The 24,043-nt window shown below is 45.0% G+C and carries 27 protein-coding genes and 1 pseudogene; 27 read left to right on the forward strand and 1 reads right to left on the reverse strand.

What is annotated here, in order from left to right:
* The first annotated feature begins 99 nt into the window (after positions 1-99).
* The 16 genes and pseudogenes from rpiA to BS63_RS1000000112230 all read left to right on the forward strand — a co-directional run bounded on the left by rpiA (position 100) and on the right by BS63_RS1000000112230 (position 13,297).
* On the forward strand, positions 100-777 hold the full coding sequence (rpiA, locus tag BS63_RS0102420; RefSeq protein WP_002962544.1) for a ribose-5-phosphate isomerase RpiA: 678 nt from the start codon (positions 100-102) through the stop codon (positions 775-777).
* A gap of 372 nt (positions 778-1,149) precedes the next feature.
* Positions 1,150-2,361, forward strand: coding sequence for a phosphopentomutase (locus BS63_RS0102425; RefSeq protein WP_002960093.1), 1,212 nt, complete (start codon positions 1,150-1,152; stop codon positions 2,359-2,361).
* Between the two features lie 12 nt (positions 2,362-2,373).
* Positions 2,374-3,144: an EcsC family protein gene (locus BS63_RS0102430; RefSeq protein ID WP_002960090.1), complete on the forward strand. Its 771-nt coding sequence runs from the start codon at positions 2,374-2,376 to the stop codon at positions 3,142-3,144.
* Positions 3,145-3,172: 28 nt separating this feature from the next.
* Positions 3,173-3,742, forward strand: a complete 570-nt coding sequence (locus BS63_RS0102435; RefSeq protein WP_002960087.1) for a nucleotidyltransferase family protein — start codon at positions 3,173-3,175, stop codon at positions 3,740-3,742.
* Positions 3,743-3,755: 13 nt separating this feature from the next.
* Positions 3,756-4,565: a purine-nucleoside phosphorylase gene (locus BS63_RS0102440; RefSeq protein WP_002960085.1), complete on the forward strand. Its 810-nt coding sequence runs from the start codon at positions 3,756-3,758 to the stop codon at positions 4,563-4,565.
* 13 nt (positions 4,566-4,578) lie between these two features.
* Positions 4,579-5,286 carry a glutamine amidotransferase-related protein gene (locus BS63_RS0102445; protein ID WP_002960084.1) on the forward strand — a complete coding sequence of 236 codons (708 nt, stop codon included), beginning with the start codon at positions 4,579-4,581 and terminating at the stop codon, positions 5,284-5,286.
* Positions 5,283-6,515 (forward strand): chloride channel protein, encoded by a 1,233-nt coding sequence (locus BS63_RS0102450; protein WP_019772591.1) that lies wholly within the window; start codon positions 5,283-5,285, stop codon positions 6,513-6,515. Before BS63_RS0102445 ends, BS63_RS0102450 begins: the two co-directional genes overlap by 4 nt.
* 13 nt (positions 6,516-6,528) lie before the next feature.
* Entirely contained in the window at positions 6,529-7,236 is a 708-nt protein-coding gene (gene deoD, locus BS63_RS0102455) for a purine-nucleoside phosphorylase (protein WP_019779670.1), read from the forward strand.
* Position 7,237: 1 nt separating this feature from the next.
* Positions 7,238-8,003 (forward strand): annotated as a pseudogene (locus tag BS63_RS1000000111280) (LytR family transcriptional regulator).
* Positions 8,004-8,021: 18 nt separating this feature from the next.
* A complete protein-coding gene (locus tag BS63_RS0102465) occupies positions 8,022-8,483 on the forward strand; it encodes a COG2426 family protein (protein ID WP_002960079.1) in 462 nt (153 codons plus the stop codon).
* A 255-nt stretch (positions 8,484-8,738) separates the two neighbouring features.
* Positions 8,739-9,449, forward strand: a complete 711-nt coding sequence (locus BS63_RS0102470) for a lantibiotic protection ABC transporter ATP-binding protein (protein ID WP_019769365.1) — start codon at positions 8,739-8,741, stop codon at positions 9,447-9,449.
* A complete protein-coding gene (locus tag BS63_RS0102475; RefSeq protein WP_002960077.1) occupies positions 9,442-10,197 on the forward strand; it encodes a lantibiotic immunity ABC transporter MutE/EpiE family permease subunit in 756 nt (251 codons plus the stop codon). The genes BS63_RS0102470 and BS63_RS0102475 overlap by 8 nt, the downstream gene beginning before the upstream one ends.
* On the forward strand, positions 10,194-10,937 hold the full coding sequence (locus tag BS63_RS0102480; protein WP_002960076.1) for a lantibiotic immunity ABC transporter MutG family permease subunit: 744 nt from the start codon (positions 10,194-10,196) through the stop codon (positions 10,935-10,937). Before BS63_RS0102475 ends, BS63_RS0102480 begins: the two co-directional genes overlap by 4 nt.
* A 32-nt stretch (positions 10,938-10,969) precedes the next feature.
* The gene (locus BS63_RS0102485; RefSeq protein WP_019769363.1) at positions 10,970-11,629 is read left to right on the forward strand and encodes a response regulator transcription factor; all 660 of its coding nucleotides are present in this window, start codon (positions 10,970-10,972) and stop codon (positions 11,627-11,629) included.
* Entirely contained in the window at positions 11,620-12,993 is a 1,374-nt protein-coding gene (locus BS63_RS0102490; RefSeq protein WP_002960072.1) for a sensor histidine kinase, read from the forward strand. The genes BS63_RS0102485 and BS63_RS0102490 overlap by 10 nt, the downstream gene beginning before the upstream one ends.
* 196 nt (positions 12,994-13,189) lie before the next feature.
* Positions 13,190-13,297: a putative holin-like toxin gene (locus BS63_RS1000000112230; protein ID WP_002963318.1), complete on the forward strand. Its 108-nt coding sequence runs from the start codon at positions 13,190-13,192 to the stop codon at positions 13,295-13,297.
* Positions 13,298-13,627: 330 nt separating this feature from the next.
* Here BS63_RS1000000112230 and BS63_RS0102500 read toward each other — a convergent pair whose 3' ends face one another.
* Positions 13,628-14,533, reverse strand: coding sequence for a LysR family transcriptional regulator (locus BS63_RS0102500; RefSeq protein WP_002963261.1), 906 nt, complete (start codon positions 14,531-14,533; stop codon positions 13,628-13,630).
* A 278-nt stretch (positions 14,534-14,811) separates the two neighbouring features.
* Between BS63_RS0102500 and rfbA the strand changes: the two genes are divergently transcribed.
* The 11 genes from rfbA to BS63_RS0102560 all read left to right on the forward strand — a co-directional run bounded on the left by rfbA (position 14,812) and on the right by BS63_RS0102560 (position 24,039).
* On the forward strand, positions 14,812-15,681 hold the full coding sequence (rfbA, locus tag BS63_RS0102505; protein ID WP_002963260.1) for a glucose-1-phosphate thymidylyltransferase RfbA: 870 nt from the start codon (positions 14,812-14,814) through the stop codon (positions 15,679-15,681).
* The gene (locus BS63_RS0102510) at positions 15,681-16,274 is read left to right on the forward strand and encodes a dTDP-4-dehydrorhamnose 3,5-epimerase family protein (protein ID WP_002963259.1); all 594 of its coding nucleotides are present in this window, start codon (positions 15,681-15,683) and stop codon (positions 16,272-16,274) included. Before rfbA ends, BS63_RS0102510 begins: the two co-directional genes overlap by 1 nt.
* A gap of 441 nt (positions 16,275-16,715) precedes the next feature.
* Entirely contained in the window at positions 16,716-17,762 is a 1,047-nt protein-coding gene (gene rfbB / locus BS63_RS0102515) for a dTDP-glucose 4,6-dehydratase (protein WP_019769581.1), read from the forward strand.
* Positions 17,763-18,105: 343 nt separating this feature from the next.
* The gene (locus tag BS63_RS0102520) at positions 18,106-18,570 is read left to right on the forward strand and encodes a hypothetical protein (protein WP_002963258.1); all 465 of its coding nucleotides are present in this window, start codon (positions 18,106-18,108) and stop codon (positions 18,568-18,570) included.
* Positions 18,571-18,716: 146 nt separating this feature from the next.
* Complete coding sequence (locus tag BS63_RS0102525; RefSeq protein WP_002963257.1) at positions 18,717-19,511, forward strand: dihydroorotate dehydrogenase electron transfer subunit; 795 nt, start codon at positions 18,717-18,719, stop codon at positions 19,509-19,511.
* 9 nt (positions 19,512-19,520) lie between these two features.
* Positions 19,521-20,456: a dihydroorotate dehydrogenase gene (locus BS63_RS0102530; protein ID WP_002963255.1), complete on the forward strand. Its 936-nt coding sequence runs from the start codon at positions 19,521-19,523 to the stop codon at positions 20,454-20,456.
* A 533-nt stretch (positions 20,457-20,989) separates the two neighbouring features.
* Positions 20,990-21,688 carry an orotidine-5'-phosphate decarboxylase gene (pyrF, locus tag BS63_RS0102540; protein WP_002962178.1) on the forward strand — a complete coding sequence of 233 codons (699 nt, stop codon included), beginning with the start codon at positions 20,990-20,992 and terminating at the stop codon, positions 21,686-21,688.
* A gap of 149 nt (positions 21,689-21,837) precedes the next feature.
* Complete coding sequence (pyrE, locus tag BS63_RS0102545; RefSeq protein WP_002962179.1) at positions 21,838-22,467, forward strand: orotate phosphoribosyltransferase; 630 nt, start codon at positions 21,838-21,840, stop codon at positions 22,465-22,467.
* 50 nt (positions 22,468-22,517) lie between these two features.
* Positions 22,518-22,865 (forward strand): MmcQ/YjbR family DNA-binding protein, encoded by a 348-nt coding sequence (locus BS63_RS0102550; RefSeq protein ID WP_002962181.1) that lies wholly within the window; start codon positions 22,518-22,520, stop codon positions 22,863-22,865.
* Positions 22,866-22,875: 10 nt separating this feature from the next.
* Complete coding sequence (locus tag BS63_RS0102555) at positions 22,876-23,376, forward strand: YbhB/YbcL family Raf kinase inhibitor-like protein (RefSeq protein WP_002962184.1); 501 nt, start codon at positions 22,876-22,878, stop codon at positions 23,374-23,376.
* Between the two features lie 9 nt (positions 23,377-23,385).
* A complete protein-coding gene (locus BS63_RS0102560; RefSeq protein WP_002962186.1) occupies positions 23,386-24,039 on the forward strand; it encodes a uracil-DNA glycosylase in 654 nt (217 codons plus the stop codon).
* Positions 24,040-24,043 lie beyond the last annotated feature (4 nt).

The raw sequence follows: 24,043 nt of genomic DNA on the forward strand, positions 1-24,043 counted from the left end.
GGATAGCAAGTGATAAAATCACCGCCTCTGTTGGTAGTTCAAGGTTTTTCATGATATAATAAATTGATAAAAAAGAGAGGGATAATTAGCATGCAAAAGATGGATGACTTGAAGAAGCAAGCGAGTGTCAGAGCAGCCCAGTATGTCAAGGACGGAATGGTCGTTGGTCTGGGAACGGGTTCAACCGCTTATTATTTTGTGGCCGAAATTGGTCGCAGGGTCCAAGAAGAGGGCTTGCAGGTAGTGGGCGTGACAACCTCAAGTGGGACGACTGCCCAAGCCCAAGCTCTGGGGATTTCCCTCAAGTCTGTTGATGACATTGATAGTATTGATGTCACCGTTGACGGGGCAGATGAAGTAGACCGCAACTTTAACGGCATCAAGGGCGGTGGCGGAGCCCTCCTGATGGAAAAGATTGTCGCAACACCAACCAAGGACTATATCTGGGTGGTTGATGAAAGCAAGCTGGTCAAGGCCCTAGGTGCCTTCAAGCTACCTGTTGAAGTGGTTCAGTATGGAGCCGAACGCCTCTATCGTCAGTTCGACCAGCAGGGCTACAAGCCTAGCTTCCGCCAAAAAGATGGCAAGCGTTTTGTTACTGATATGCAAAACTTTATCATTGACTTGGATTTGGGGACTATCGAAAATCCTCTTGCTCTCGGTCAGGAGCTCAAAAGTCTGACGGGCGTGGTTGAACATGGCCTCTTTAACGGCCTGGTCAATAAGGTCATAGTTGCTGGCCAGGACGGCGTAAAAGTATTAGACAGTCATAAATAAGAATATTCTTTGAAGTTTAAAATCTGCATCTTACAGCTTTAGTAGGAATATTTGTTGCTGAAAAAGCATAATTGTTTTGACTGATGATGTAAGGAGAGAATGATACTTTCTCCAAAGTGGTATTATTAGCAACAAGTGTACTTGGTGCTAATAACGGAAATTTTGAGACTGAGGCTCAAAATTTAGTAATGAAACTCCGTCAGGAGTTTGCTTGTGTCCGCACTTTTTAAGAAAGTATCAAAAATGTGAGCTTAAATGAGTACAACAAGAAGGTAGGAGCAAGGCCTGTGCTCCCTCAAAATAGGGAAAACTGGCCCCTTCCCTACACTAAAAATTGAGTGATAACCCAGCTATCTTAGAGATGAGGACATAATGTCAAAATTTGAACGTATTCACCTAGTTGTTTTGGATTCCGTTGGAATCGGTGCGGCCCCAGATGCCAATAACTTTGTCAATGCTGGTGTGCCAGATGGTGCTTCTGATACTCTGGGTCATATTTCCAAAACGGTCGGACTGGACCTGCCCAATATGGCTAAAATCGGCTTGGGCAATATCCCTCGCCCCCAAGCCCTAAAGACCGTCCCAGCAGAAAGCGAACCAAGTGGTTATACCACAAAACTGGAGGAAGTTTCCCTTGGTAAAGATACCATGACTGGTCACTGGGAAATCATGGGCCTCAATATTACTGAGCCCTTTGATACTTTCTGGAATGGCTTCCCCGAAGAAATCATTACCAAGATTGAAGAATTTTCAGGCCGTAAGGTCATCCGTGAGGCCAACAAGCCTTATTCAGGCACTCAAGTCATTGCCGACTTTGGGCCTCGCCAGACGGAGACAGGCGAATTGATTATCTATACCTCAGCGGATCCTGTCTTGCAAATTGCTGCTCATGAGGACGTTATTCCCCTGGAAGAGCTCTATCGTATCTGTGAATACGCCCGTTCTATTACGCTGGAACGTCCAGCCTTACTGGGTCGGATTATTGCCCGTCCTTATGTAGGTCAACCAGGCAACTTCACGCGAACCGCTAACCGTCGGGACTTGGCGCTATCACCCTTTGCCCCAACTGTCCTCAATAAATTAGACGAAGCTGGCATTGATACTTATGCCGTCGGTAAGATCAATGACATCTTTAACGGCTCTGGCCTCAACCACGATATGGGCCACAATAAGTCCAACAATCACGGCGTTGACAATCTCATTGAAGCTATGAAGAAGTCTGAATTTACCCATGGCTTATCCTTCACCAATCTGGTGGACTTTGATGCCATGTATGGTCATCGTCGCAACCCTCAGGGTTATCGCGATTGCCTGCAGGAATTTGACGGTCGTCTGCCAGATATCCTTGAAGCCATGCAGGAAAATGACCTGCTCATGATTACGGCTGACCACGGTAATGACCCTACCTATGCTGGTACCGACCATACCCGTGAATACATCCCGCTCCTAGCCTACAGCCCAGCCTTTAAGGGCAATGGCACCATCCCAGTCGGTCACTACGCTGACATCTCTGCCACCGTTGCCCAAAACTTCGGTGTCGACACCGCCATGATTGGCCAAAGCTTCTTGGATAAGTTGGTGTAGGGAGACGGAAAAATGGTAAATAAGAAGGTTATTTCGAGCAGTGTCAAGGAAAAGAGTACAAGATTAGTTGGGAATTCTAAGAGATTTATTTCAAAAAAATTAGAAAACTCACAAGAGATTAGTCAGGAAGCTCTTTTAAAAACTTTAGATTGGGCCTATTCTAAGACTATTGAAGGAATACCTGGGCAACAGACACTTGATGAGTTTGTAGAAGATTATTTATCGAAAAGTAGTGATAAGGATGAAGCAATTGATAAGATAATCAAATTTCAAACAACCAAAGCAGCTGTTTCAGGTTTTGTTACTGGATTTGGTGGAGTTCTGACATTACCTGTTACAGTTCCAGCAAATATAACGACCGTTATTTTGTTCCAAATGAGGATGATAGCAGCTATAGCCAGCATCAGAGGTTATAATTTACGTAGTGACCAAGTCCAGACTTTTGCATATGCTACCCTTGCAGGTTCTTCTGTGGCTGATATTGTTAAAAAATCTGGAATAACGATTGGCAATAAACTAGCTGTTAATACAGTAAGGAGGATACCTGGAACTGTTCTCACTAAGATAAATCAAGCAGTTGGATTTAGATTAGCAACTAAATTTGGAACAAAAGGGGTTGTCAATCTAGGGAAGATGGTTCCTATTGCAGGTGCGGGAATTGGTGCGATTTTTGATGTTACAACAACAAGAACCATTGCAAGGATGGCTAAAAAAACTTTTACCACTAAGGGTATTGAGTTAGGTAATGATGAGATGATTAGTAAGGAAATGGTAAATAATTAATTATCTTCTAAAGGGAAAGGAGGCGATTATGACAGCATCTATTGAAAAAGTCGAACGTTTGATTGACCAGATTAATAAGCTCCATTTGGCTTATTCGCGGGACTATTTTGAAACTGGGAAAGTGGCCAAGGTCAACCTTTCCCATACCTTCTCCAAAGTGCCGACCGAACATATCTTGTCCTATCGTCTCAATCTCCATGAGTCTATCAATGACTACCTTTACCGAGCTGACCTCAAGGATATTAACTTTTATTATCGGGTTAAAACGGCCGAGTCTATTCTGGATAAGATTGAGAGATATAAGGCTCGAGAAACCCAGTATCCGGTCAATAACATCCTCAACGACATCTTTGGGGCTCGGATGATTTTGACTTCGGACCAAGTGGCTCAAGTGCTTGATTCTCTTGACGGTTGGAAGGAAAAATTTGGTCTGAAAAATTGGTATCTAAGGGATCAAGATGGCTATATTGGTATCCATATTTATTTCAAAAATGCCAGTAATTTCTATTACCCATGGGAATTGCAAATTTGGGATGAAAAGGATGCCGAGAGCAATATCAAAAGCCATCAGGACTTTAAGCGGTCATTTGTAAAATAAGAAAGGCTAAACTATGATACTTATTGATAAAATCAAGCAAACCCGTGACTTCTTGCAAGGCAAGGGCATGGTGGCTCCGGAATTTGGTCTGATTCTGGGTTCAGGTCTGGGTGAATTGGCCCAAGAGGTTGAGAATGCCATTGTTTTGGATTATGCGGAGATTCCTAATTGGGGTCGCTCAACGGTTGTCGGCCATGCTGGTAAGCTAGTCTATGGTGACTTGGCTGGACGCAAGGTTCTGGCCTTACAAGGTCGTTTCCATTTTTACGAGGGGAATCCGCTGGAAGTGGTGACCTTCCCTGTTCGTGTTATGAAAGCTCTGGGATGCCAAGGCGTTCTCGTCACCAATGCGGCTGGCGGAATTGGTTTTGGTCCTGGGACTCTTATGGCCATCAGCGACCACATCAATTTGACTGGACAAAATCCGCTGATTGGAGCCAATCTAGATGACTTCGGTCCGCGTTTCCCTGACATGTCCAATGCCTACAGCAAGGATTACCGGCAAACAGCCCACCGTGTAGCTGAAAAATTAGGTATCAAGTTGGACGAAGGTGTCTATATCGGCGTGACTGGGCCATCCTATGAAACCCCTGCCGAAATCAGAGCCTTTAAGACTATGGGAGTCGATGCCGTTGGTATGTCAACCGTTCCTGAAGTCATCGTTGCGGCTCATTCAGGCCTCAAGGTGCTGGGAATCTCTGCTATCACCAATCATGCGGCCGGTTTCCAAGATGAGCTCAACCACGAAGAAGTGGTAGCCGTCACCCAAAGAATCAAGGCCGATTTCAAGGGTCTGGTCAAGGCAGTTCTAGCTGAATTATAGGAGGTGAGACTCCATGCGAGTCCATTTTATCATTCATGAAAGTTTTGAAGCCCCTGGGGCTTACCTAGCCTGGGCAGCTCTGCGGGGACACGAGGTCTCCATCACCAAGGTTTATCAATTTGAAGGCCTACCCGAGTCAGTCGGTGATTTTGATATGCTGATTGTTATGGGCGGCCCTCAAAGTCCAAGTTCCACTCAGGAAGAATTCCCCCATTTCAATGCAGGGGCTGAGATTGCCCTGATTAAAAAGGCCATCCAGGCGGATAAATACATTATCGGTGTCTGCCTAGGAGCCCAGCTCCTGGGTCAGGCCTACGGAGGTACCTGCATTGCCAGCCCTGAGCGAGAAATCGGGAATTTTCCGATTGAGCTAACCCAAGCTGGCCAAGCAGATTCAAGATTGTCTCATATCCCCCAAGGTCTGGTTGTCGGACATTGGCATGGGGATATGCCAGGTTTGGTTGAGGGAGCTCAGATTCTGGCTACCAGTCAGGGATGCCCTAGGCAGATTATCGCCTATAGTCAGAAGCATTTTGGCTTTCAAGCCCATCTGGAATTAACCAAGGATCTAGTCAGACAGCTCCTGGCTCAGGAAAAGGACATTGAAGGCGACAGCCAAAAATATAGCTACGTCCAAGGAGCAGATGCTATTTTGACCTATGATTATGACCAGATGAATCAGGCCCTCTACCAGTTCTTGGATAAATTAAGCCAATCATGAAGTTCTATCATTACTCCCTCCGTTTTCTTACGGCTGTCGGCTTGACCGGTCTCCTGGGAGGATTCGCTGGGATTGCCATGCATGAATTGCTCAATCTCGTGGAAATTCTGGTCTTTGGCCATAATGACGATGACTATCTGACTTTGGTTAGGTCCCTGTCCGCCTGGTCCCGTTTTGGCGGTATAGCTGTCATTTCACTTGTGGCTGCTCTAATCTGGTATTGGTTGCAGAAGGCCCCAAATCGGGTTGTTTCCGTCCGACAAAGCCTGCAACACCCCAAGAGACTTTATAGCTTTCTACGGCAGGTCCTCCATAGCCTCCTACAGATTGTCTTTGTCGGTGCCGGTGGTCCAATTGGTAAGGAAGGAGCTCCCCGTGAATTAGGAGCCCTCTTTGCTGGGCGAGTTGCCGTCCGCTTTAAATTAAAATCCAAGGATGCCTACCTGCTGATGGCCAGCGGGGCAGCAGCAGGGCTGGCGGCTGTTTATCAGGTGCCCCTGTCCTCTTTCTTCTTTGCTTTTGAAGTATTGGCCGTGGCCCTTTCCCTGAGAAGTCTGTTGGTGGTGCTCGTCAGTACCTATCTGGCAACTTTTGTCTCTAATCCTATTGTGACCAGTAATCCCAACTATCATTTGCATCCCCTGACCAATGGTCTAAGCTTTTGGTCCAGTCTAGGCCTCCTAGTCTGCCTAGCGATTTTGACTGCATTTTTTGCGGGCTCTTTCAGACGCCTCAATAAACTTGCTGGTAAATGGCGGCGGAAAGACAAGTCAATCTTTCTAACCCTGCCCCTTACTGGAGTCCTTGTAGGAGCTACTGCCCTGCTCTTTCCAACCATTCTTGGTAACGGGAGTGCCCTAGCTCAATCGGCCTTCAATGGCCTACCCTTGCGAATGGCTCTGGTCCTCTTTGTCCTAAAGGCCAGTCTGGTTCTTTTGAGTCTAGTCAGCGGTGCCTACGGTGGCACCCTGACCCCGTCCTTCGCCCTGGGTGGCCTGCTGGGCCTAATTGTCTGTCAAATTGTAGCTGGCTTTATCTCTATCCAAGGGCCTGAGCTCTTCATGTTGGCTGGCGCAGCTAGCTTCTTAGCCATCACCATGAAGGCCCCTCTGACAGCTGCGGGCTTGGTCATTGGTTTCACCCACTCCCAACCCATTCTACTAATCCCGATTCTCTTTACAGTTGCTTTGACCAAGCTCTTTGAATCTCGTATATTTTATAGAAATTGAGGAATACCAATCTATGTCAATTCATATCGAAGCGGCACCTGGCCAAATTGTTGATAAAATTCTCTTACCGGGAGACCCTCTGCGGGCCAAATTCATTGCCGAAAACTTTTTAGAAAATCCTGTCTGCTTTAACAATATTCGTGGCATGTTGGGCTATACTGGAACCTACAAGGACCAGAAGGTCTCTGTCATGGGAACTGGTATGGGTATGCCCTCCATCTCCATCTATGCCCACGAATTGATTGTCGATTATGGTGTGAAGAAATTGATTCGGGTTGGTACGGCTGGCTCCATTGACCCAGATGTCCATGTGCGGGAATTGGTTCTGGCCCAAGCGGCCGCAACCAATTCAAATATTATCCGCAACGACTTTCCTGAATATGATTTCCCACAAATTGCTGATTTTGACCTCCTGGACAAGGCCTACCATATCGCTAAGGATTTGGGCATGACCACCCATGTTGGCTCTGTTCTGTCATCGGATGTCTTTTATTCCAGCATGCCTGAACGCAATATGAAGCTGGGGACCTTGGGCGTTAAGGCTATTGAAATGGAAGCAGCAGCTCTCTATTACCTAGCAGCCCAATATCAGGTGCAAGCCTTGGGTATTATGACCATCTCAGACAGTCTAGTCCACCCAGAAGAGGACACGACAGCTGAGGAAAGACAAACGACCTTTACCGACATGATGACAGTCGGCCTGGAAACTTTGATTGCTTAAAATGGAAAATCAGGCTTTAAAGGAAACCTTAGAAATCCTTATCCAGCAGTATGAATATGCCTCAGCTTACCGCTTGGTGGAGCAGCAAAGGATAAGTGGTGATGCTAAGACCTTGCTCTATCTGATGAAGAAGCGGCGCCAGTTGGCTATTGAAGAACTCTATGGCCCCAAGACCGTGGAGCATTTTCAAGCTAACTATGATTGCCAGCTGACAGTCAATCCACAAGAACAGGAGCTGCTGGCTAACTACATCATGGACTTGCAGGCCAAGGTTATCACAGAGGATATTATTGATTTTGTTCGGGCCGTCAGTCCCATCCTCTATCGACTTTTTCTGCGCTTGATTCAGAGTCAGATTCCAGATTTGCCTAACTATGTCAAGAATTCCAAGGATTCCAGCTACGACACTTGGAAATTCTCCAAGATGGAGGACTCGCAAAATCAGGCTCTCCAAGACTTTGCCAGTACTTGGCACGACCCACGGGTCACTTCCAGAAGTCTAGTCGCCTTAATTGAGCTCCTTACCAATCTCAGAATCGCTCAAGAAGGATGTGACCTTCCTCAGAGACATGGAAAAGTCGGTCCGCAATCCGCTGGCCCACCTCATCAAGCCCTTTGATGAGAAAATCTTGCATCAGACAACCGGCTTTTCATCTCGTTCTTTCCTAGAGATGATTATCAAACTAGCCCGCCATACTGGCATTGTTTATCAAGAAAGTCCCTTTTACTTTGACCAAATTAATCAGCTGATTAGCTCACTCTTATAAGCCAAAAGGATAAAATTTATGAAGTATTTGATTACCTTCCTCATTTCTATGATTCCCCTTATTGAATTGCGGGGAGCCGTTCCCTACGGAATCGGCGTGGGTCTCCCTATGTGGCAGGCCATCATCATTGGTGTCATCGGCAATATGTTGCCGGTACCCATCATCTTTTTCTTCGCCCGCCGTGTCTTGGAGTGGGGAGCTGATAAACCCGTCATCGGGGGCTTCTTTAGCTGGTGTCTGAAAAAGGGCCACAATGGAGGCCAAAAATTAGCCAAAGGGGCAGGTGATAAGGGACTCTATTTCGCTCTCTTCCTCTTCGTTGGCATTCCCCTTCCAGGAACAGGAGCCTGGACAGGCACCCTGGCCGCCTCCATCCTTGACCTCAAGTTCAAGAACAGCATCATCGCCGTCATCGCCGGCGTCATCCTAGCTGGTTTCATCATGGGCTTTGGTTCGGTCCTGGTCAAGAGTTTTTTCTAATACTCTTCGAAACTCAAAAATATACGGCGTTAACTCGCTTTGCCGTACTTCAGTACTGCCTGCAGCTTATTGCCTTGTCTATTTTTGATTTTCATTGAGTATAAGTAAGCCAATAAGAAAAGAAGTTGGGGTGAACTTCTAAAATCTAAATTGTTCAAAAACGTTAGAATTTTTCTAGCGTTTTTTGTTTTTCCTGATAAAGTCCTGAAATTTCTTTTCTAAAATAGTTTTTAGAAAGAAGAGGAGGATCAAGTCATGAACTATGTGTTGGAGACACGCAATTTAACAAAAAAATTTGGTAAGCAGGTTGCTGTCAAGGAAATATCTTTGCAAGTGGAAAAGAATTCAGTCTATGGACTATTGGGGCCTAATGGTTCTGGTAAATCAACCACCTTAAAAATGGTGACAGGCATGCTTCATAAGACTTCTGGCCAAATTCTGATAGATGGACATGAATGGAGTCGCAAGGATTTGGAGACTATTGGAGCTCTAATTGAATCGCCACCGCTTTATGAAAACCTAACCGCGCGTGAAAATTTAAAGGTAAGAACCTTAATGTTAAACCTTCCTGAACAACGAATTGATGAGGTTTTAAAGATTGTTGACCTGACTAATACGGGCAAAAAACGAGCTAGGAACTTCTCCATGGGAATGAAGCAGCGCTTGGGCATTGCCATTGCCCTGCTCAACCATCCCAAACTTTTGATTCTGGATGAACCAACCAATGGTTTAGACCCCTTGGGTATTCAGGAATTACGGGATTTGATTCGTTCCTTTCCGAAGCAGGGCATTACTGTCATTATTTCCAGCCATATCCTGTCTGAGATTGAATTGATTGCAGATCATATCGGGATTATTTCGAATGGAGTTCTTGGCTATCAGGACAAAATTCATGCTGGTGAAGATTTGGAAGAACTATTTACCGAGGTCGTAAAGCAGCAGAAAGAGGGTGAAAGTTATGATTAAATTCTTTTTAGCAGAACGCTTGAAATTAAAGAGAACCATCAGCAAAAAGATTCTATTATTTTCACCCTGTCTGATCGCCCTGTTAACCATTCGCCTTCCAGATTATATTTTTACGACCGGTTACAACTGGTGGTATGCCATGATTTTTCCAGGTGTGCTGACTTTATTTATTTGTCTGGTTCAGCAGCAGGAGGAGAGAAAACTGGCCTATCAGGCTGTCTATCCTCTTTCCGTTTCATTAAAACGCTTTTGGCTCGGAAAAATTAGTGTTATCGCCTATTATATGGGACTGGCAGAATTGCTCCATTTAGGCCTATTATTGCTGGTAAAGTATTCACTATTTCCGACTCAGGGCGAAAATCAGGAACTATGGCGGTTGGTACTAGCATCATTAGTTCTGGTGTTTACAGCCCTCTGGCAAATCCCATTTTGCTTATGGCTGGCCAAAAAGACTGGAACCATCGTAACTTTACTGATTAATCTTGTCCTTAATATTGGTGCCGGCATCATTTTCGCAACCAGTAGTTTTTGGTGGCTTTGTCCTTATAGCTGGGGGATTCGCCTGATGGTGCCAATTTTGAATATTTTACCCAATGGTTTACCGGCAGGAACAGATGCAGTAGTGGCACCGAAATTGCCAACCAGTTCTTGGTCTATGCTGCTTGCAGTCTGCCTATCGGCAATCCTATTGATTTTCTTATTGCATTTAACCGCAAGTTGGTTTTCCAAGCAGGAGGTTAAATCATGAAAAAGCTCTTTCTAGCAGAAGCCTATAAGTATCGCAGGACTTTTATCATCTGGTTACATATTCTCTTGCCTGCCTTTATGGGAATAGCCTTTGCCACTTATGGTTTGCTTGCCCCAACCTATTCATGGCAGGCCGTGACCAAGGCCTATTTTGAAGTTTTGGGAATCGGTTTTCCTCTGATTATTTCTATCATTTGCCAAAAGTCGATCGAGCTAGATAAGGAAGCTGGAAATTTTCAAGCTTTGCTGACCAGTAAGAAGAGGCTGCCACTTTACATGCAAAAGTTACTCTTTCTTATAGCCTTAGAAATTCTGGCTGTAGTCATTGCTATCGTTAGCTTCTCGCTTTTGTATGGAGGATTGGTCAACCACCTCACCTTTTATCTAGTCCTGCTGTTTGCCTATTTGCTATCGACAATTTTCTTATACTGTCTCCACATTGACCTAGCCTTTATTTTTGGTAATGGCCTAACCATTATCGTCGGGATTTTTGAATCCCTCATTGCTGCCTTATTTCTGACGGGATTAGGGGATTTTGTTTGGAAATTCGTTCCCTGCAGTTGGTCAAGTAGACTCATTGGCTTAATTATGGCCCATTTGGGAATTATAAAATCTGTTGGACCTGTTATTGAAAGGGAATTGCTCAACTGGATTTTGCTTCTTTTCATTATGACAATTCTGATTGTCGTTGCTAGCCTAATCTGGTTCAATCATTGGGAGGGTCGTTCCGGTAATGACTAAAATATGATATTCTTGTTATGAGGTAAGCAAATATGAACCGTATTCTTGTTGTAGATGATGATAAAGATATTTTAGAACTTGTAAAAACGACCCTAGAGTTAAACCATTATCTTGTTGACATAGCGGAGAACCCCGCTGGTCTAAATAAAGATAATCTCACTCAGTATGATTTAATTATTTTGGATATCATGATGCCAGAGATTGACGGTCTGACTTTTTGCCGGGAGATTCGTCCTCTGGTTGACTGCCCCATTGTTTTTCTCACGGCCAAATCACAGGAGACGGATATTGTACTTGGTCTAGGTTACGGTGCTGATGATTATATCAGTAAACCCTTTGGCATAGAGGAACTCTTGGCCAGAGTCTCTGCCCATCTTCGCAGAGAGCGCCGGGACCATCATAGTAAGTTGGTGTCAGGCGACATCCAGTTCGATTTGTCATCAAAAGAAGTCAAGGTTGAGCAAGCGATTCTGGACTTAACGAAATCAGAATATGAAATTTGTGACTGCCTTCTCAAACATCGTGGGCAGGTCTTTTCTAAAGAGCAACTATATGAAGAACTCTATGGCTATGACGAAAGAGGCATGCCATCAGCTATTGCCGAACATATAAAAAATATTCGTGCTAAATTTAGAGATTATGGACAAGAACCGATTAAAACAGTCTGGGGAATTGGGTATAAATGGGAATGAAAGAAAAAAGTTTTAGCCTAAGAGCAATTTTCATCAGCTATTTTGCTACGGTCATCTTGGCCTGTACCCTTTTAGCAATGCTTATTTTAATAGCCTTAAACCTGGCCTATCGCAGTGGGGCCATAATTCCTGCAAACAATGCGGAGCAGTACTTGATTGAACAAAAAAGGTCCCTGGAAACTAGCAAAAAGTTTGATAAGAGCGACCTGCCCAATGGCACAACCTATCTATTTATCAGTAAATCCGGTCGAGTGGTCGAAACAGACATGTCCCAGCCAATGGAAAAAGCCATCCTGAAAAATTTTCGGGAGGCGAATGCGGGTAAGACAAGTTACGGTTATTATAAGGTCTTTGACCGTCCTGATGGAAGAATTCTGGTCAACTACCAGCTAAGAGAGAGCTACTCTTTCGCCTGGGGAAATAAATCTCTCCCTAGCGCCACGAACTTGGTTGCTATCCTCTTGGCTGTGGGGAGCTTGCTCATTTTTATCATTACCACTTTAGTCTTCGTAAGACGACTGCAGGAGCAATTAAAACCCGTTTTAAAAGCAACTGAAAAAATAGCAGAAGAAGACCTGACCTTCTCTATGGGTCACTCTCGAATAAAAGAATTCAATCAGCTATTATTGAGCCTGGATAAAATGAGAGGAGCCCTAAGCGACTCCCTGCTTCAGTCTTGGTCATTAGAGCGTGAAAAGAGAGAGCAAATAAGGGCTTTGGCACATGACATCAGAACCCCCTTAACCGTTGTTAGGGGAAATACAGAGTTGTTAGCCCAGACAGCCCTAACCGAAGAGCAGGAAAAATTTGTGACCTACAGTTCTAAAAATATCAGTCAAATAGAAAATTACATCAATGAACTGTCAACAATTGCTAAGGGAAATAGCTTACGAGACTTCCAGCCTGAGCAGGTTTCTGTAAAAGATTTTCTTGATGAGCTAAATCAGGCAAGCTCCGCCCTTGCTCAGACAAGAGATCTGCGCCTGGATTGCCAAGACTCAATTCAAGAGAACCTCGAAATAAGGCTTGATAAAAATCTATTTCATCGTGCCTGGATGAATATTCTATCCAATGCTGTAGAGTATAGCCCAAAAGGTGGTCGACTCTCTCTGACCTATTCTACCCAAGGAGATGACTTGGTCATGACCTGTCAGGATAGTGGGCCTGGTTTCTCTGCTGAGGCTCTGAAAAAAGCTCATCTGCAATTTTTTAGAGATGATAAAAGTCGCCATGCTAGCAATCATCTTGGTATTGGATTAACCATTGCTGAAAATATTATCCAGCTTCATAAAGGGCAACTGTCCCTGTCTAATGGAGAATGGGGTGGAGCAAGAGTAACAGTAAAAACCCCTATCAATAATTGATATAAAAAACAGCCTTTTATTCAATGACGAATAGAAGGCTGTTTTTGCGAGATAGTCCAGCTCTTGTTAGTAAAAAAGCTAACTTTATGCTATAATAGACGAGTAAAGAAGTGAAGACGGTGGTTACATTCTTTTCTGAAAGTGAGGTGATGCCTATGCGGTATTCATCAAAATCTAACAGAGAGGAGGTAATCCTTTGACTGCTTTTGAAGTGGTAGAGACCGAGACCATTTTAGGTTTTGCTATGTTTACCATAGCCCTAATCAGTCTTTGTTACCAAATCTTCAAAAATGGCAAAAAATGACCGTCATAGCTTTGGTCCGCATGACGGTTAAAACAACTAACTGAAATGTAACCACCGTTTAACGGCTTTACATGGGGTCTTGTTTCAGCAAGGCCCTTTTTCTATTCTTATTCTACCATAGTCCTGCGATTTTGCAAGACTTAACTAGTTTTGGGGGCATTAGCCATATCATGCTTTTGTGTTTACAATCTCCGCAACACTAGAGCTTAGCGAGGTTGCTCAATTGAACTCGCCTACACCACTGTGGAAAAAGACAAATCGGGCTTGGAGCCTTCGTGCTCCATCGTCCGATTTTCTATTTGGCTTTGTGGTGCTTAACGGCTCTGTATCTTATTTAAACTTCACTTCCTCTAACAAATAGTCGATAAAGCGTTCGCCCATTTTGGAGAGGTTGGCCTTTTCGTGTTTGATGTAGATGATGTCAATTTTGTCTTCCACGTCCAAGGGAATGGAAACGATATCGTCACCGTTGAGGTTGCTATTGAGGATACCGGTTGCGATGGTATAGCCATCCAGGCCAATCAGGAGATTAAAGAGGGTAGCTCGGTCCGAAACCACGATGGATTTTTTGTGGGGAATCTGGGACATGATTTCCTCTGAGAAGTAGAAGGAGTTGTGCAGACCTTGCTCATAACTGAGATAAGGGAAGTCCTCTAGGTCGCTGAGGCTGACTGACTTCTTGCTAGCCAAGGGATTGGACTTGCTGACAAAGATATGGGGCTGGGCGACAAAGAGGTTGGTATAGGTCAGATGATTGTCGTCAAACATCTTGGTCAGGACATCGCGATTATAGCTGTTGAGGAAGAGAACGCCAATTTCTGAGCGGAAATTCTTAACGTCATCAATAATTTCATAGGTCCGTGTTTCCCGCAGAAAGAGCTCATACTGGCTCATATCAGCTCCCTTGAGTAGAGAGACAAAGGCATTGACCACAAAGGCATAGTGCTGGGCCGAGACACTAAAGAGCTCACGGTTATGGTCCTTGCTCTTGTAGCGTTCCTCCAGAAGATTAGTCTGCTCCACGACCTGGCGGGCATAGGAGAGAAATTCCATACCGTCCTGGGTCAGGGTAATGCCTTTAGGATTGCGGTTGAAAATCTTTATATCCATTTCTCTTTCCAAGTCCCTAATGGCATTGGATAGGCTGGGCTGGGTGATATAGAGCTGTTTGGCAGCTTCATTCATACTGCCAGTTTCGACGATTTTGATAATATAATGTAATTGTTGAATACGCATAGGCCTATTCTAACATAAATCAGCTATAGTTTCAGGCTATATCTTTAACAAGATACAAAGCCGTTAAGCATCCCAAGGTAAAATAGGAAAGCTGGCGAAGAAGTATTAGACTTCGAGACAGGCTTTATCTTTTTACAAAGAGATGTAGGCGTGTTCAATTTTAAAATGCCCTGTATTCGGGCCTTGGCAATTGCTCCCTGCCATCCCTTGTTTTTACTGACATTTGCAAGGGCTTGTGATATAATTTTATCAGACAAATTCTGAAAGGAAGCTTTTCTATGAAAGGTATTATTCTTGCAGGTGGGTCAGGAACTCGCCTCTATCCATTGACCCGTGCGGCCTCAAAACAGCTCATGCCTGTTTACGATAAACCGATGATTTATTATCCCCTCTCAACTCTCATGTTGGCAGGGATTAAGGACATCTTGATTATTTCAACACCGCAAGATTTGCCTCGTTTCAAGGAATTGCTTCAAGATGGTTCTGAATTCGGTATTAAGTTGTCCTATGCCGAACAACCTAGTCCAGATGGCTTGGCCCAAGCCTTTATCATCGGTGAAGATTTCATTGGCGATGACAATGTTGCTTTGATTTTAGGTGACAATATCTACTACGGTCCAGGTCTCAGCCGGATGTTGCAAAAGGCAGCCAGCAAGGAAAAAGGGGCAACCGTCTTTGGTTATCAAGTCAAGGATCCTGAGCGCTTCGGAGTTGTTGAATTTGACGAAAATATGAATGCCATTTCCATCGAAGAAAAGCCTGAGCATCCTAAGTCTCACTATGCCGTAACCGGTCTTTATTTCTATGATAATGACGTTGTTGAAATTGCCAAGAACATCAAACCGAGCCCTCGGGGAGAATTGGAAATTACCGATGTTAACAAGGCCTATCTAGACCGCGGTGACCTTTCTGTGGAAGTCATGGAGCGTGGTTTCGCTTGGTTGGATACTGGAACTCATGAAAGTTTGCTGGAAGCAGCCCAATACATCGAGACCGTTCAACGGATGCAAAACCTGCAAGTGGCTAACTTGGAAGAAATTGCCTACCGCATGGGTTACATCACCAAGGACCAGGTGCGTGAGCTGGCGCAACCGCTCAAGAAAAATGAATATGGACAATACCTCTTGCGTTTGATTGGAGAAGCCTAATGACCGAAAACTTTTTTGAAAAAGAATTAGCTGCCCGTAAAATTGAAGCTATCCCTGGCATGATTGAGTTTGACATTCCCGTTCACGGCGACAACCGTGGCTGGTTCAAGGAAAATTTCCAAAAGGAAAAGATGGTTCCACTCGGTTTTCCAGAAAGCTTCTTTAGGGAAGGTAAGTTGCAAAATAATGTTTCCTTCTCCCGCAAAAACGTTCTTCGTGGCCTCCATGCCGAGCCTTGGGACAAGTACATCTCGGTTGCTGACGAAGGTAAGGTTCTAGGCTCCTGGGTTGACCTACGTGAGGGCCCTAGCTTTGGTCATGTCTACCAAACCATCATTGATGCCTCCAAAGGAATCTTTGTGCCCCGTGGCGTCGCTAATGGCTTCCAAGTCCTTTCTGACAAGGTTTCCTACAGCTACCTAGTTAACGACTACTGGGCATTGGAACTCAAACCCAAATACGCCTTTGTCAACTATGCAGACCCAGCCCTTGGCATTGAATGGGAAAATCTTGCAGAAGCAGAAGTTTCAGAAGCCGATAAAAACCACCCACTGCTCAAAGATGTGAAACCACTGAAAGCAGAAGACTTGTAAAAAGAAGCTGTTCGCAGAATTTTCTACAGGAAATTGAGTGTTCCTAAAAGTAAGAAAGTACCGCGCTAGTGAGTAAGCCCTCGGCTTTTGCTCTAGCTGTCGGGCATTAGAGAACGAGCTAAGTAGCTAGCACAATATTTTTTTACTGTAAGGAAAAACAATAATATTACAAAGAGGCTGGAACAAAAGGCCTAATCTTGTTACTTTTTCAACATCAGATAGTTTGACTTTAGTCTTATTATCAATATTTAAAGGCGAGCGAAGCGAGCCCTTATCCGAAACTCTTCGCAGTGATGAAAAGACTTTCAGTCATTTATGAATGAAAGTCTCGGAAAACTCGAGACCTGAGGCTCGAGTTTTAGCCATGAAATCCCGGAGGGATTTGCTGGCGTCCGCATCACATCAGAAGAGTTTCATAAAGAAAACAAAGAGGAAAAATTTATGTCTGAATACAAACATATCATCGTTACTGGTGGAGCTGGTTTCATCGGTTCAAACTTCGTCCACTATGTCTACAACAACCATCCGGACGTTCATGTTACCGTTCTGGATAAGTTGACCTATGCTGGTAACCGGGCCAACCTAGAAGAAATTCTCGGTGACCGCGTTGAGCTGGTAGTTGGTGATATTGCGGATGCTGAATTGGTGGATAAATTGGCTGCTAAAGCTGATGCCATCGTTCACTATGCGGCCGAAAGCCACAACGATAATTCTCTTAAGGACCCAAGTCCTTTCATCTACACTAATTTTATCGGGACTTACACCCTGTTGGAAGCGGCAAGAAAGTACGACATCCGTTTCCACCATGTTTCCACCGATGAAGTCTACGGCGACCTTCCGCTTCGGGAAGACCTGCCAGGTCACGGTGAAGGTCCGGGTGAAAAATTCACACCAGACACCAAGTACAATCCATCCTCTCCTTATTCATCCACCAAGGCAGCTTCTGACCTGATTGTTAAGGCTTGGGTGCGTTCTTTCGGTGTCAAGGCCACCATTTCCAATTGTTCAAATAACTATGGTCCTTACCAACACATCGAAAAATTCATTCCTCGGCAAATTACCAACATCCTGTCTGGCATCAAGCCAAAACTCTACGGTGATGGTAAAAATGTTCGTGACTGGATTCATACCAACGACCATTCAACAGGTGTCTGGGCTATTTTGACCAAGGGTAAAATTGGCGAAACCTACCTGATTGGTGCTGACGGTGAAAAGAATAACAAGGAAGTGCTTGAGTTGATTCTGGAAAAGATGGGACAACCTAAGGATGCCTATGAGCACGTAACTGACCGTGCTGGTCACGACCTGCGTTACGCCATTGACTCGACCAAACTTCGTCAAGAGTTGGGCTGGACTCCTGAATTTACCAACTTTGAAGCTGGTCTAGAAGATACCATTAAGTGGTACACGGACCACCAAGATTGGTGGAAGGCTGAAAAAGAAGCCGTCGAAGCTAACTACGCTAAGACACAAAAAGTTTTGAAATAAGACAGGCGAGCTCACAGGCTCGTTTTTCTTTAGCTTGTTAGGGAGCGAAGCAGTACGATAGGCTCCTAGTGATAGTGTTGCGGCGCCAGCCAGAGCTAGCTGTCAAACAAAGGACGAGGACAGAAGTGCATCAGTCGGATATTCGATTAATTGCTGGTAGTCTTTGGGGGTTCAAAATTTCACGTGACAACTCTATCGTGGCCATATCTTGCTACGTTAGAAAGTATCAAATTGATAGTTTGGATTTTAACTCAGTATAAGACCATTTCTCGAGGGCATGTGGCTTAATTTTATTAGCATTTTATGATAGAATAAAAGAAAATAAGAAGTAAGGGAAGTAACTATGGAGCAAGTCCTGCAAGATTATCAACAACTATTGCACAAACTAGCCGTCACGCGGCACTATCTACACTTATTTGAAACCGAATTGACTATGATTCAACACGAGCCATCACTCTTGGAGTTTTCAGTTGAAACGGTTTTGATTAAACCAGAAATTGACAAGATTTTAGAAGCCTGCCAGCCTCTCAAGCGTCAAGAGGAAAAGGTTCAGGCCTTGTCCTGGTATGATGAGCCATCTTTTCGTCTGATGAATAGCTCGTTGGATGTCGTGGGAGACTGGCTATCTCAACTGGACTTTTTAGAAGAGGTAGCTGTAGCGCAACCGTTTTTCTATAATTTACTTGATCAAGACCGGGCTAAGTCCTTCGGAATCTTGGTTGACCTCTTTGGCAGTTTACAGGTTGCCGGAGCAGCCCTGAAAGAAGAATATGAACGCCCTTATGAGGTTTCGGCAGATCAATCTTAAAAAGTCTATACTAAGTAAATTTACACCTTTAAATTGGTCCAGCGAGGCTTCAAGGTAATTGTCAAAAAGGCAGGAGACTAGTTTTTTGCCTTTGTTTGTATGACCTCGCTCTCTGGGCGAGGTCTTTTTGTTGGAAAGGAAAGCTTATGCAAGCACAAGAAAAACCAGCTATTCTCAAAGAAAACCTGAAAGTAATCAGTCAGACAGAAATCGCCCCTAAGATTTTCAAAATGATTCTGACTGGTCAGATGGTCCAAGAGATGAAGGAAGGTCAATTTCTTCACCTGCGCATGCCAGATCCCAGCAAGCTCCTAAGACGGCCAATTTCCATCTGTGACATTGACAGAAAGAATCGGCAAGTCACTATCATCTATCGGGTTCAGGGCATGGGGACAGACCTCTTGTCTCAGATGGAACCTGGTGATTTTATCGATACTATGGGACCCCAAGGAAATGGCTTTGACCTGTCTGTTGTTAACAAGGGCGACAAGGCCCTCCTTATCGGTGGTGGTATCGGGGTTCCCCCTCTCTATGCGACAGCCAAGGCTCTGGCTCAAAAAGGTGTTCAAGTGACAGCAGTTCTAGGCTTCGCCAATAAGGATGCCGTCATTTTGGAAGAAGAGATGAAGCAGGTTGCCCGGGTGACGGTGACAACGGATGATGGGTCCTACGGCATCAAAGGCTATGTCTCAACAGTTGTTGACGAATTGACCGATGATTTCGCAGCCATCTATTCCTGCGGAGCACCAGGCATGCTTAAATATGTCGATGAGAAATTTGCCGACCACCCCCATGCCTATATGTCCTTGGAAGAAAGGATGGCTTGTGGAATGGGGGCCTGCTATGCCTGTGTTGTCCATCTCAAAGACAGTTCCGAGGCGGCCAATAAGCGTGTCTGTGAAGATGGCCCTGTCTTTGAAACAGGTAGCGTTCTAGTCTAGGAGGTAATTATGACTGAAAATCGTTTAGCGATTTCTTTACCGGGCTTGGATTTGAAAAATCCCATTATTCCGGCTTCGGGTTGTTTTGGTTTTGGCCAGGAATACGCCAAGTATTACGACTTGAATAAATTGGGTTCCATTATGATTAAGGCCACGACCCAGGAAGCTCGTTTTGGCAATCCTACCCCTCGGGTAGCTGAAACCCCGTCGGGCATGCTCAATGCCATTGGCCTGCAAAATCCTGGTCTTGACGTGGTCCTTGCTGAGAAATTACCTTGGTTGCAGGAGCATTATCCTGATCTGCCCATTATCGCTAATGTGGCTGGCTTCTCTAATGAGGAGTATGCTAATGTGGCAGGAAAAATTTCTCAGGCAGCAAATGTCAAGGCAATCGAACTCAACATCTCCTGTCCCAATGTTGACCATGGTAATGCCGGTCTCCTGATTGGTCAGGTGCCTGAATTGGCCTATGCTGCCACCAAGGCGGCCGTTGGGACTTCCCAAGTGCCTGTCTATGTCAAATTGACCCCCAGCGTGGCTGATATTAGTCAGGTTACCAAGGCCGTCGAGGATGCTGGAGCGACTGGCTTTACCATGATAAATACCCTAGTGGGCATGCGCTTTAATTTGCAAAGTCGAAAGCCAATCATTGCCAATGGCGTAGGGGGTATGAGTGGTCCAGCGGTTTTCCCTGTCGCCCTCAAGCTCATTCGTCAAGTCGCCCAAAGTTCCAAACTACCGATTATTGGTATAGGTGGTGTGGATTCTGCAGAAGCTGCCCTGGAAATGATGATTGCCGGTGCCTCGGCCATCGGTGTCGGTACAGCCAATTTCACCGACCCCTTTGCCTGTCCTAATATCATTGCCGACCTGCCCAAGGTCATGGATAAGTATGGCATCGAGACCTTGGAAGAGTTGAGAACAGAAGTCGCCCAAAGTTTATAAGCGTGCCATAAATACCTGCCAAATCGCTTCTATAAAAACAGGAATTGATTGACAGTTAGCCCACTGTAAGATAAAATAGAACCAATCAGATGACCTTTAAGTTCAGTCCAGAGAGGCTAACAAGGAAACGGTAAAATATGGGGTGAGGACTACCCTGATTTTTGTCATACCTTGCCTCCCCGGCAAGGTTTTTCTATGCCTCTTAGCGATTGCGGAGCAGAGCTTAGAGGCATTGATGCAGTTCGAGCGGCAGCTAGAACTACGAACCGAAGAAACCTTGGCGAAACAAGTCATTTATGACGCTGTTGAGACTAGGGCCATTGACCCAGTTCGAACGGTAGTGAGAACTAGGTTCTTAAGAAATCTTAGCGTTGTGAAGCAAAGCTTAGAGGCATTGATGCAGTTCGAGCGGCGGCGAGAACTACGAACCGCCGAAACCTTAATGAGGCAAGCCACCCTAGTGGTTTGCCCTAGGAAATAGAGACATTTTAATGACCCATTTCCTTAACTTATTGAAAGGATATTTAGACCTTATGAGAGAATCACGCCCTGTTGTTGCCCTTGATTTTCCTTCTTTTGAGGCGGTCAAGACCTTCTTGAACCGTTTTCCACAGGAGGAAAAGCTTTATGTCAAGATTGGCATGGAGCTCTACTATGGAGTTGGCCCAGAAATTGTTTCTTATGTCAAATCGCTGGGACATTCGGTCTTTCTTGATTTGAAGCTGCACGATATTCCCAATACCGTTAAATCTGCCATGGCAGTCCTAGCTAACTTGGGTGTTGATATGACTAATGTTCATGCGGCTGGCGGTGTTGAGATGATGCGAGCAGCAAGGGAAGGCCTAGGCAAGGGACCAAAATTGATTGCGGTCACCCAGCTGACTTCAACATCTCAAGAGCAGATGCAGGACTTTCAAAATATTCAAACCAGCCTGGAAGAGTCGGTTCTGCATTATGCTAAGAAGACCCAGGAAGCCAGCTTGGATGGTGTGGTCTGCTCGGCCCATGAGGTGGCTAAAATCAAAGCGGCGACTTCTAAAGATTTTATCTGCCTGACCCCAGGTATCAGGCCAGCTGGTGCCAGTGTCGGTGACCAAAAACGGGTTATGACCCCAGCTGATGCCTACAGAATTGGTTCTGACTATATCGTAGTTGGTCGCCCTATTACCCAGGCTGAGGACCCAGTCACAGCCTACCAGGCTATCAAGGCTGAGTGGAACGCTCAAGACTAGACGACCAGAAGTAAACTAGTCGAGAATATTATTTTATCTCAGTCAGTGAGAGAACTAGGCGAATGCTATTGAAAGCACTACAAACCTAGTGGTTGCAGGCTTTACTAGTTAGAAATTAAGCCAATCCCCAATTTAGAATGGAGAAAAACATGACATTAGCATCACAAATCGCATCAGATTTACTAGACATCAAAGCGGTCTACTTGAAACCCGAGGAACCATTCACTTGGGCTTCCGGCATTAAATCACCTATTTATACGGACAACCGTATCACCCTTTCATATCCTGAAACACGGACTTTGATTGAAAATGGTTTTGTGGAAAAAATTAAAGAAGAATTTCCAGAAGTAGAAGTGATTGCTGGAACGGCAACAGCAGGGATTCCTCACGGTGCTATCATTGCTGATAAAATGGATCTGCCTTTTGCCTACATTCGTAGCAAACCAAAAGACCATGGGGCTGGCAATCAAATTGAAGGTCGGGTTGCTAAAGGTGAAAAAATGGTTATCATTGAAGACCTGATTTCAACCGGCGGCTCAGTCTTGGAGGCTGTTACTGCAGCTGAGCGTGAAGGAGCTAAGGTCCTTGGAGTTGTCGCAATTTTCACCTATGAATTGCCAAAAGCAGCTGAAAACTTTGAAAAGGCTGGCGTCAAATTGGTGACCTTGTCAAATTACTCAGAACTGATTAAAGTGGCGAAAGTTCAAGGTTATATCGACGCGGACGGCTTGCAGCTTTTGAAGAAATTCAAAGAAAATCAGGAAACCTGGCAGGACTGATTTGACGAGGTCTTCTGGCTGTACCAATCTGAAAAGATTAGGAGGTGCTTATGGCTTTTGGTAATTTTTCTAAGCGAGAGCTGCTGGATTGGCTGCTGGATTTGACCGAGGCAGAAGAAGCTTATCCTTTCACGCGCGAAAAGAGCAAATCTACCCCAATTATCCGGCATCGCCGTAACAAAAAGATGTTGGCATTGGTGACACATAGAGAAGGAAAACTTTTGCTTAATCTCAAGCTTAAGCCAGAACAGATTGAAATAATGATGGATACCAAAGGAGTTATCCCAGCTTACCACATGAATAAAAAACACTGGCTGACTGTTTGGGTCAATGAAACCGAATTGAGTGAATCGGAACTTGCGGCTATGGTGCTGGAAAGCAGCCGTTTAACTAGTTAGGAGAATAATTATGAAAATCACAGTTCCTTTTGAAGAGCGCATTATTCCAAAACGATACAGTAAGTACACCGATGAACTTGCGCAGGGAAATGCCATTGTATCCTTCCCTTTTTCAATAGAAGGAGCACCTGCTGGGACTAAGACCTTTGCTTGGTCTTTGGTTGATTATGACTCCATTCCAGTCTGTGGTTTTGCCTACATACACTGGGTTGTGGCCAATGTGCCCGCTGCCAAGACCAAGATTGAGGCTGATTTTTCACGAATTGACAGTCAGCATCTTCATGGCAAGAACAGCCTTGTCAGCAAATTTTTACCGACAGATTTTTCGGCCATTGAGGATAGTTACATTGGTCCTTACCCGCCAGATCAGGATCATATCTACACATTAACCGTCTATGCTCTGGACAGTGATCTCGCTTTAAGCCAAGGTTTCTATCTCAATAATCTGCAGAAGGCGCTTGAACCCCACCTATTGGGAAGGGCTAAAATCGATCTTATCGGGAAGTACTAAGGAGGAAGTATGAAGCATTCTAGCTGGCACGAGCTGATTAAGGCTCAGTTACCTGAGCATTATTTCGGGCAAATCAATAACTTTATGGATCAGGTCTACGCTCAAGGAGTAGTCTATCCACCGCGGGAGCAGGTTTTTAATGCCATTCAAACGACACCCTTAGAAGATGTTAAGGTGGTCATTATTGGTCAGGATCCCTACCATGGGCCCAAACAGGCTCAGGGTCTGTCATTTTCTGTGCCAGAGGATTTACCAGCTCCTCCCTCTCTGCAAAATATTCTCAAGGAATTAGCTCAGGACATCGGTCCAAGAGACCATCATGATTTGACACCATGGGCCAAGCAGGGCGTGCTCTTGCTCAATGCCTGTTTGACGGTTCCAGCAGGTCAAGCCAACGGTCACCAGGGCCAGATTTGGGAACCCTTTACCGATGCCATCATCCAGGTGGTCAATGAGAAGGAAACACCAGTGGTCTTCATTCTCTGGGGTGGTTTTGCCCGCAAGAAGAAGGCACTGATAACCAATCCCATCCATCGGATTATTGAGTCACCCCATCCCAGCCCGCTGTCGGCCCATCGGGGTTTCTTTGGCTCTCAGCCTTTTTCAAGGGCTAATGCCTATCTGCAAGAAGCAGGTCTGGAGCCCATTGATTGGTTGGCTTAGCTAG

Source organism: Streptococcus sobrinus DSM 20742 = ATCC 33478 (assembly GCF_000686605.1).
Taxonomy (GTDB): domain Bacteria; phylum Bacillota; class Bacilli; order Lactobacillales; family Streptococcaceae; genus Streptococcus; species Streptococcus sobrinus.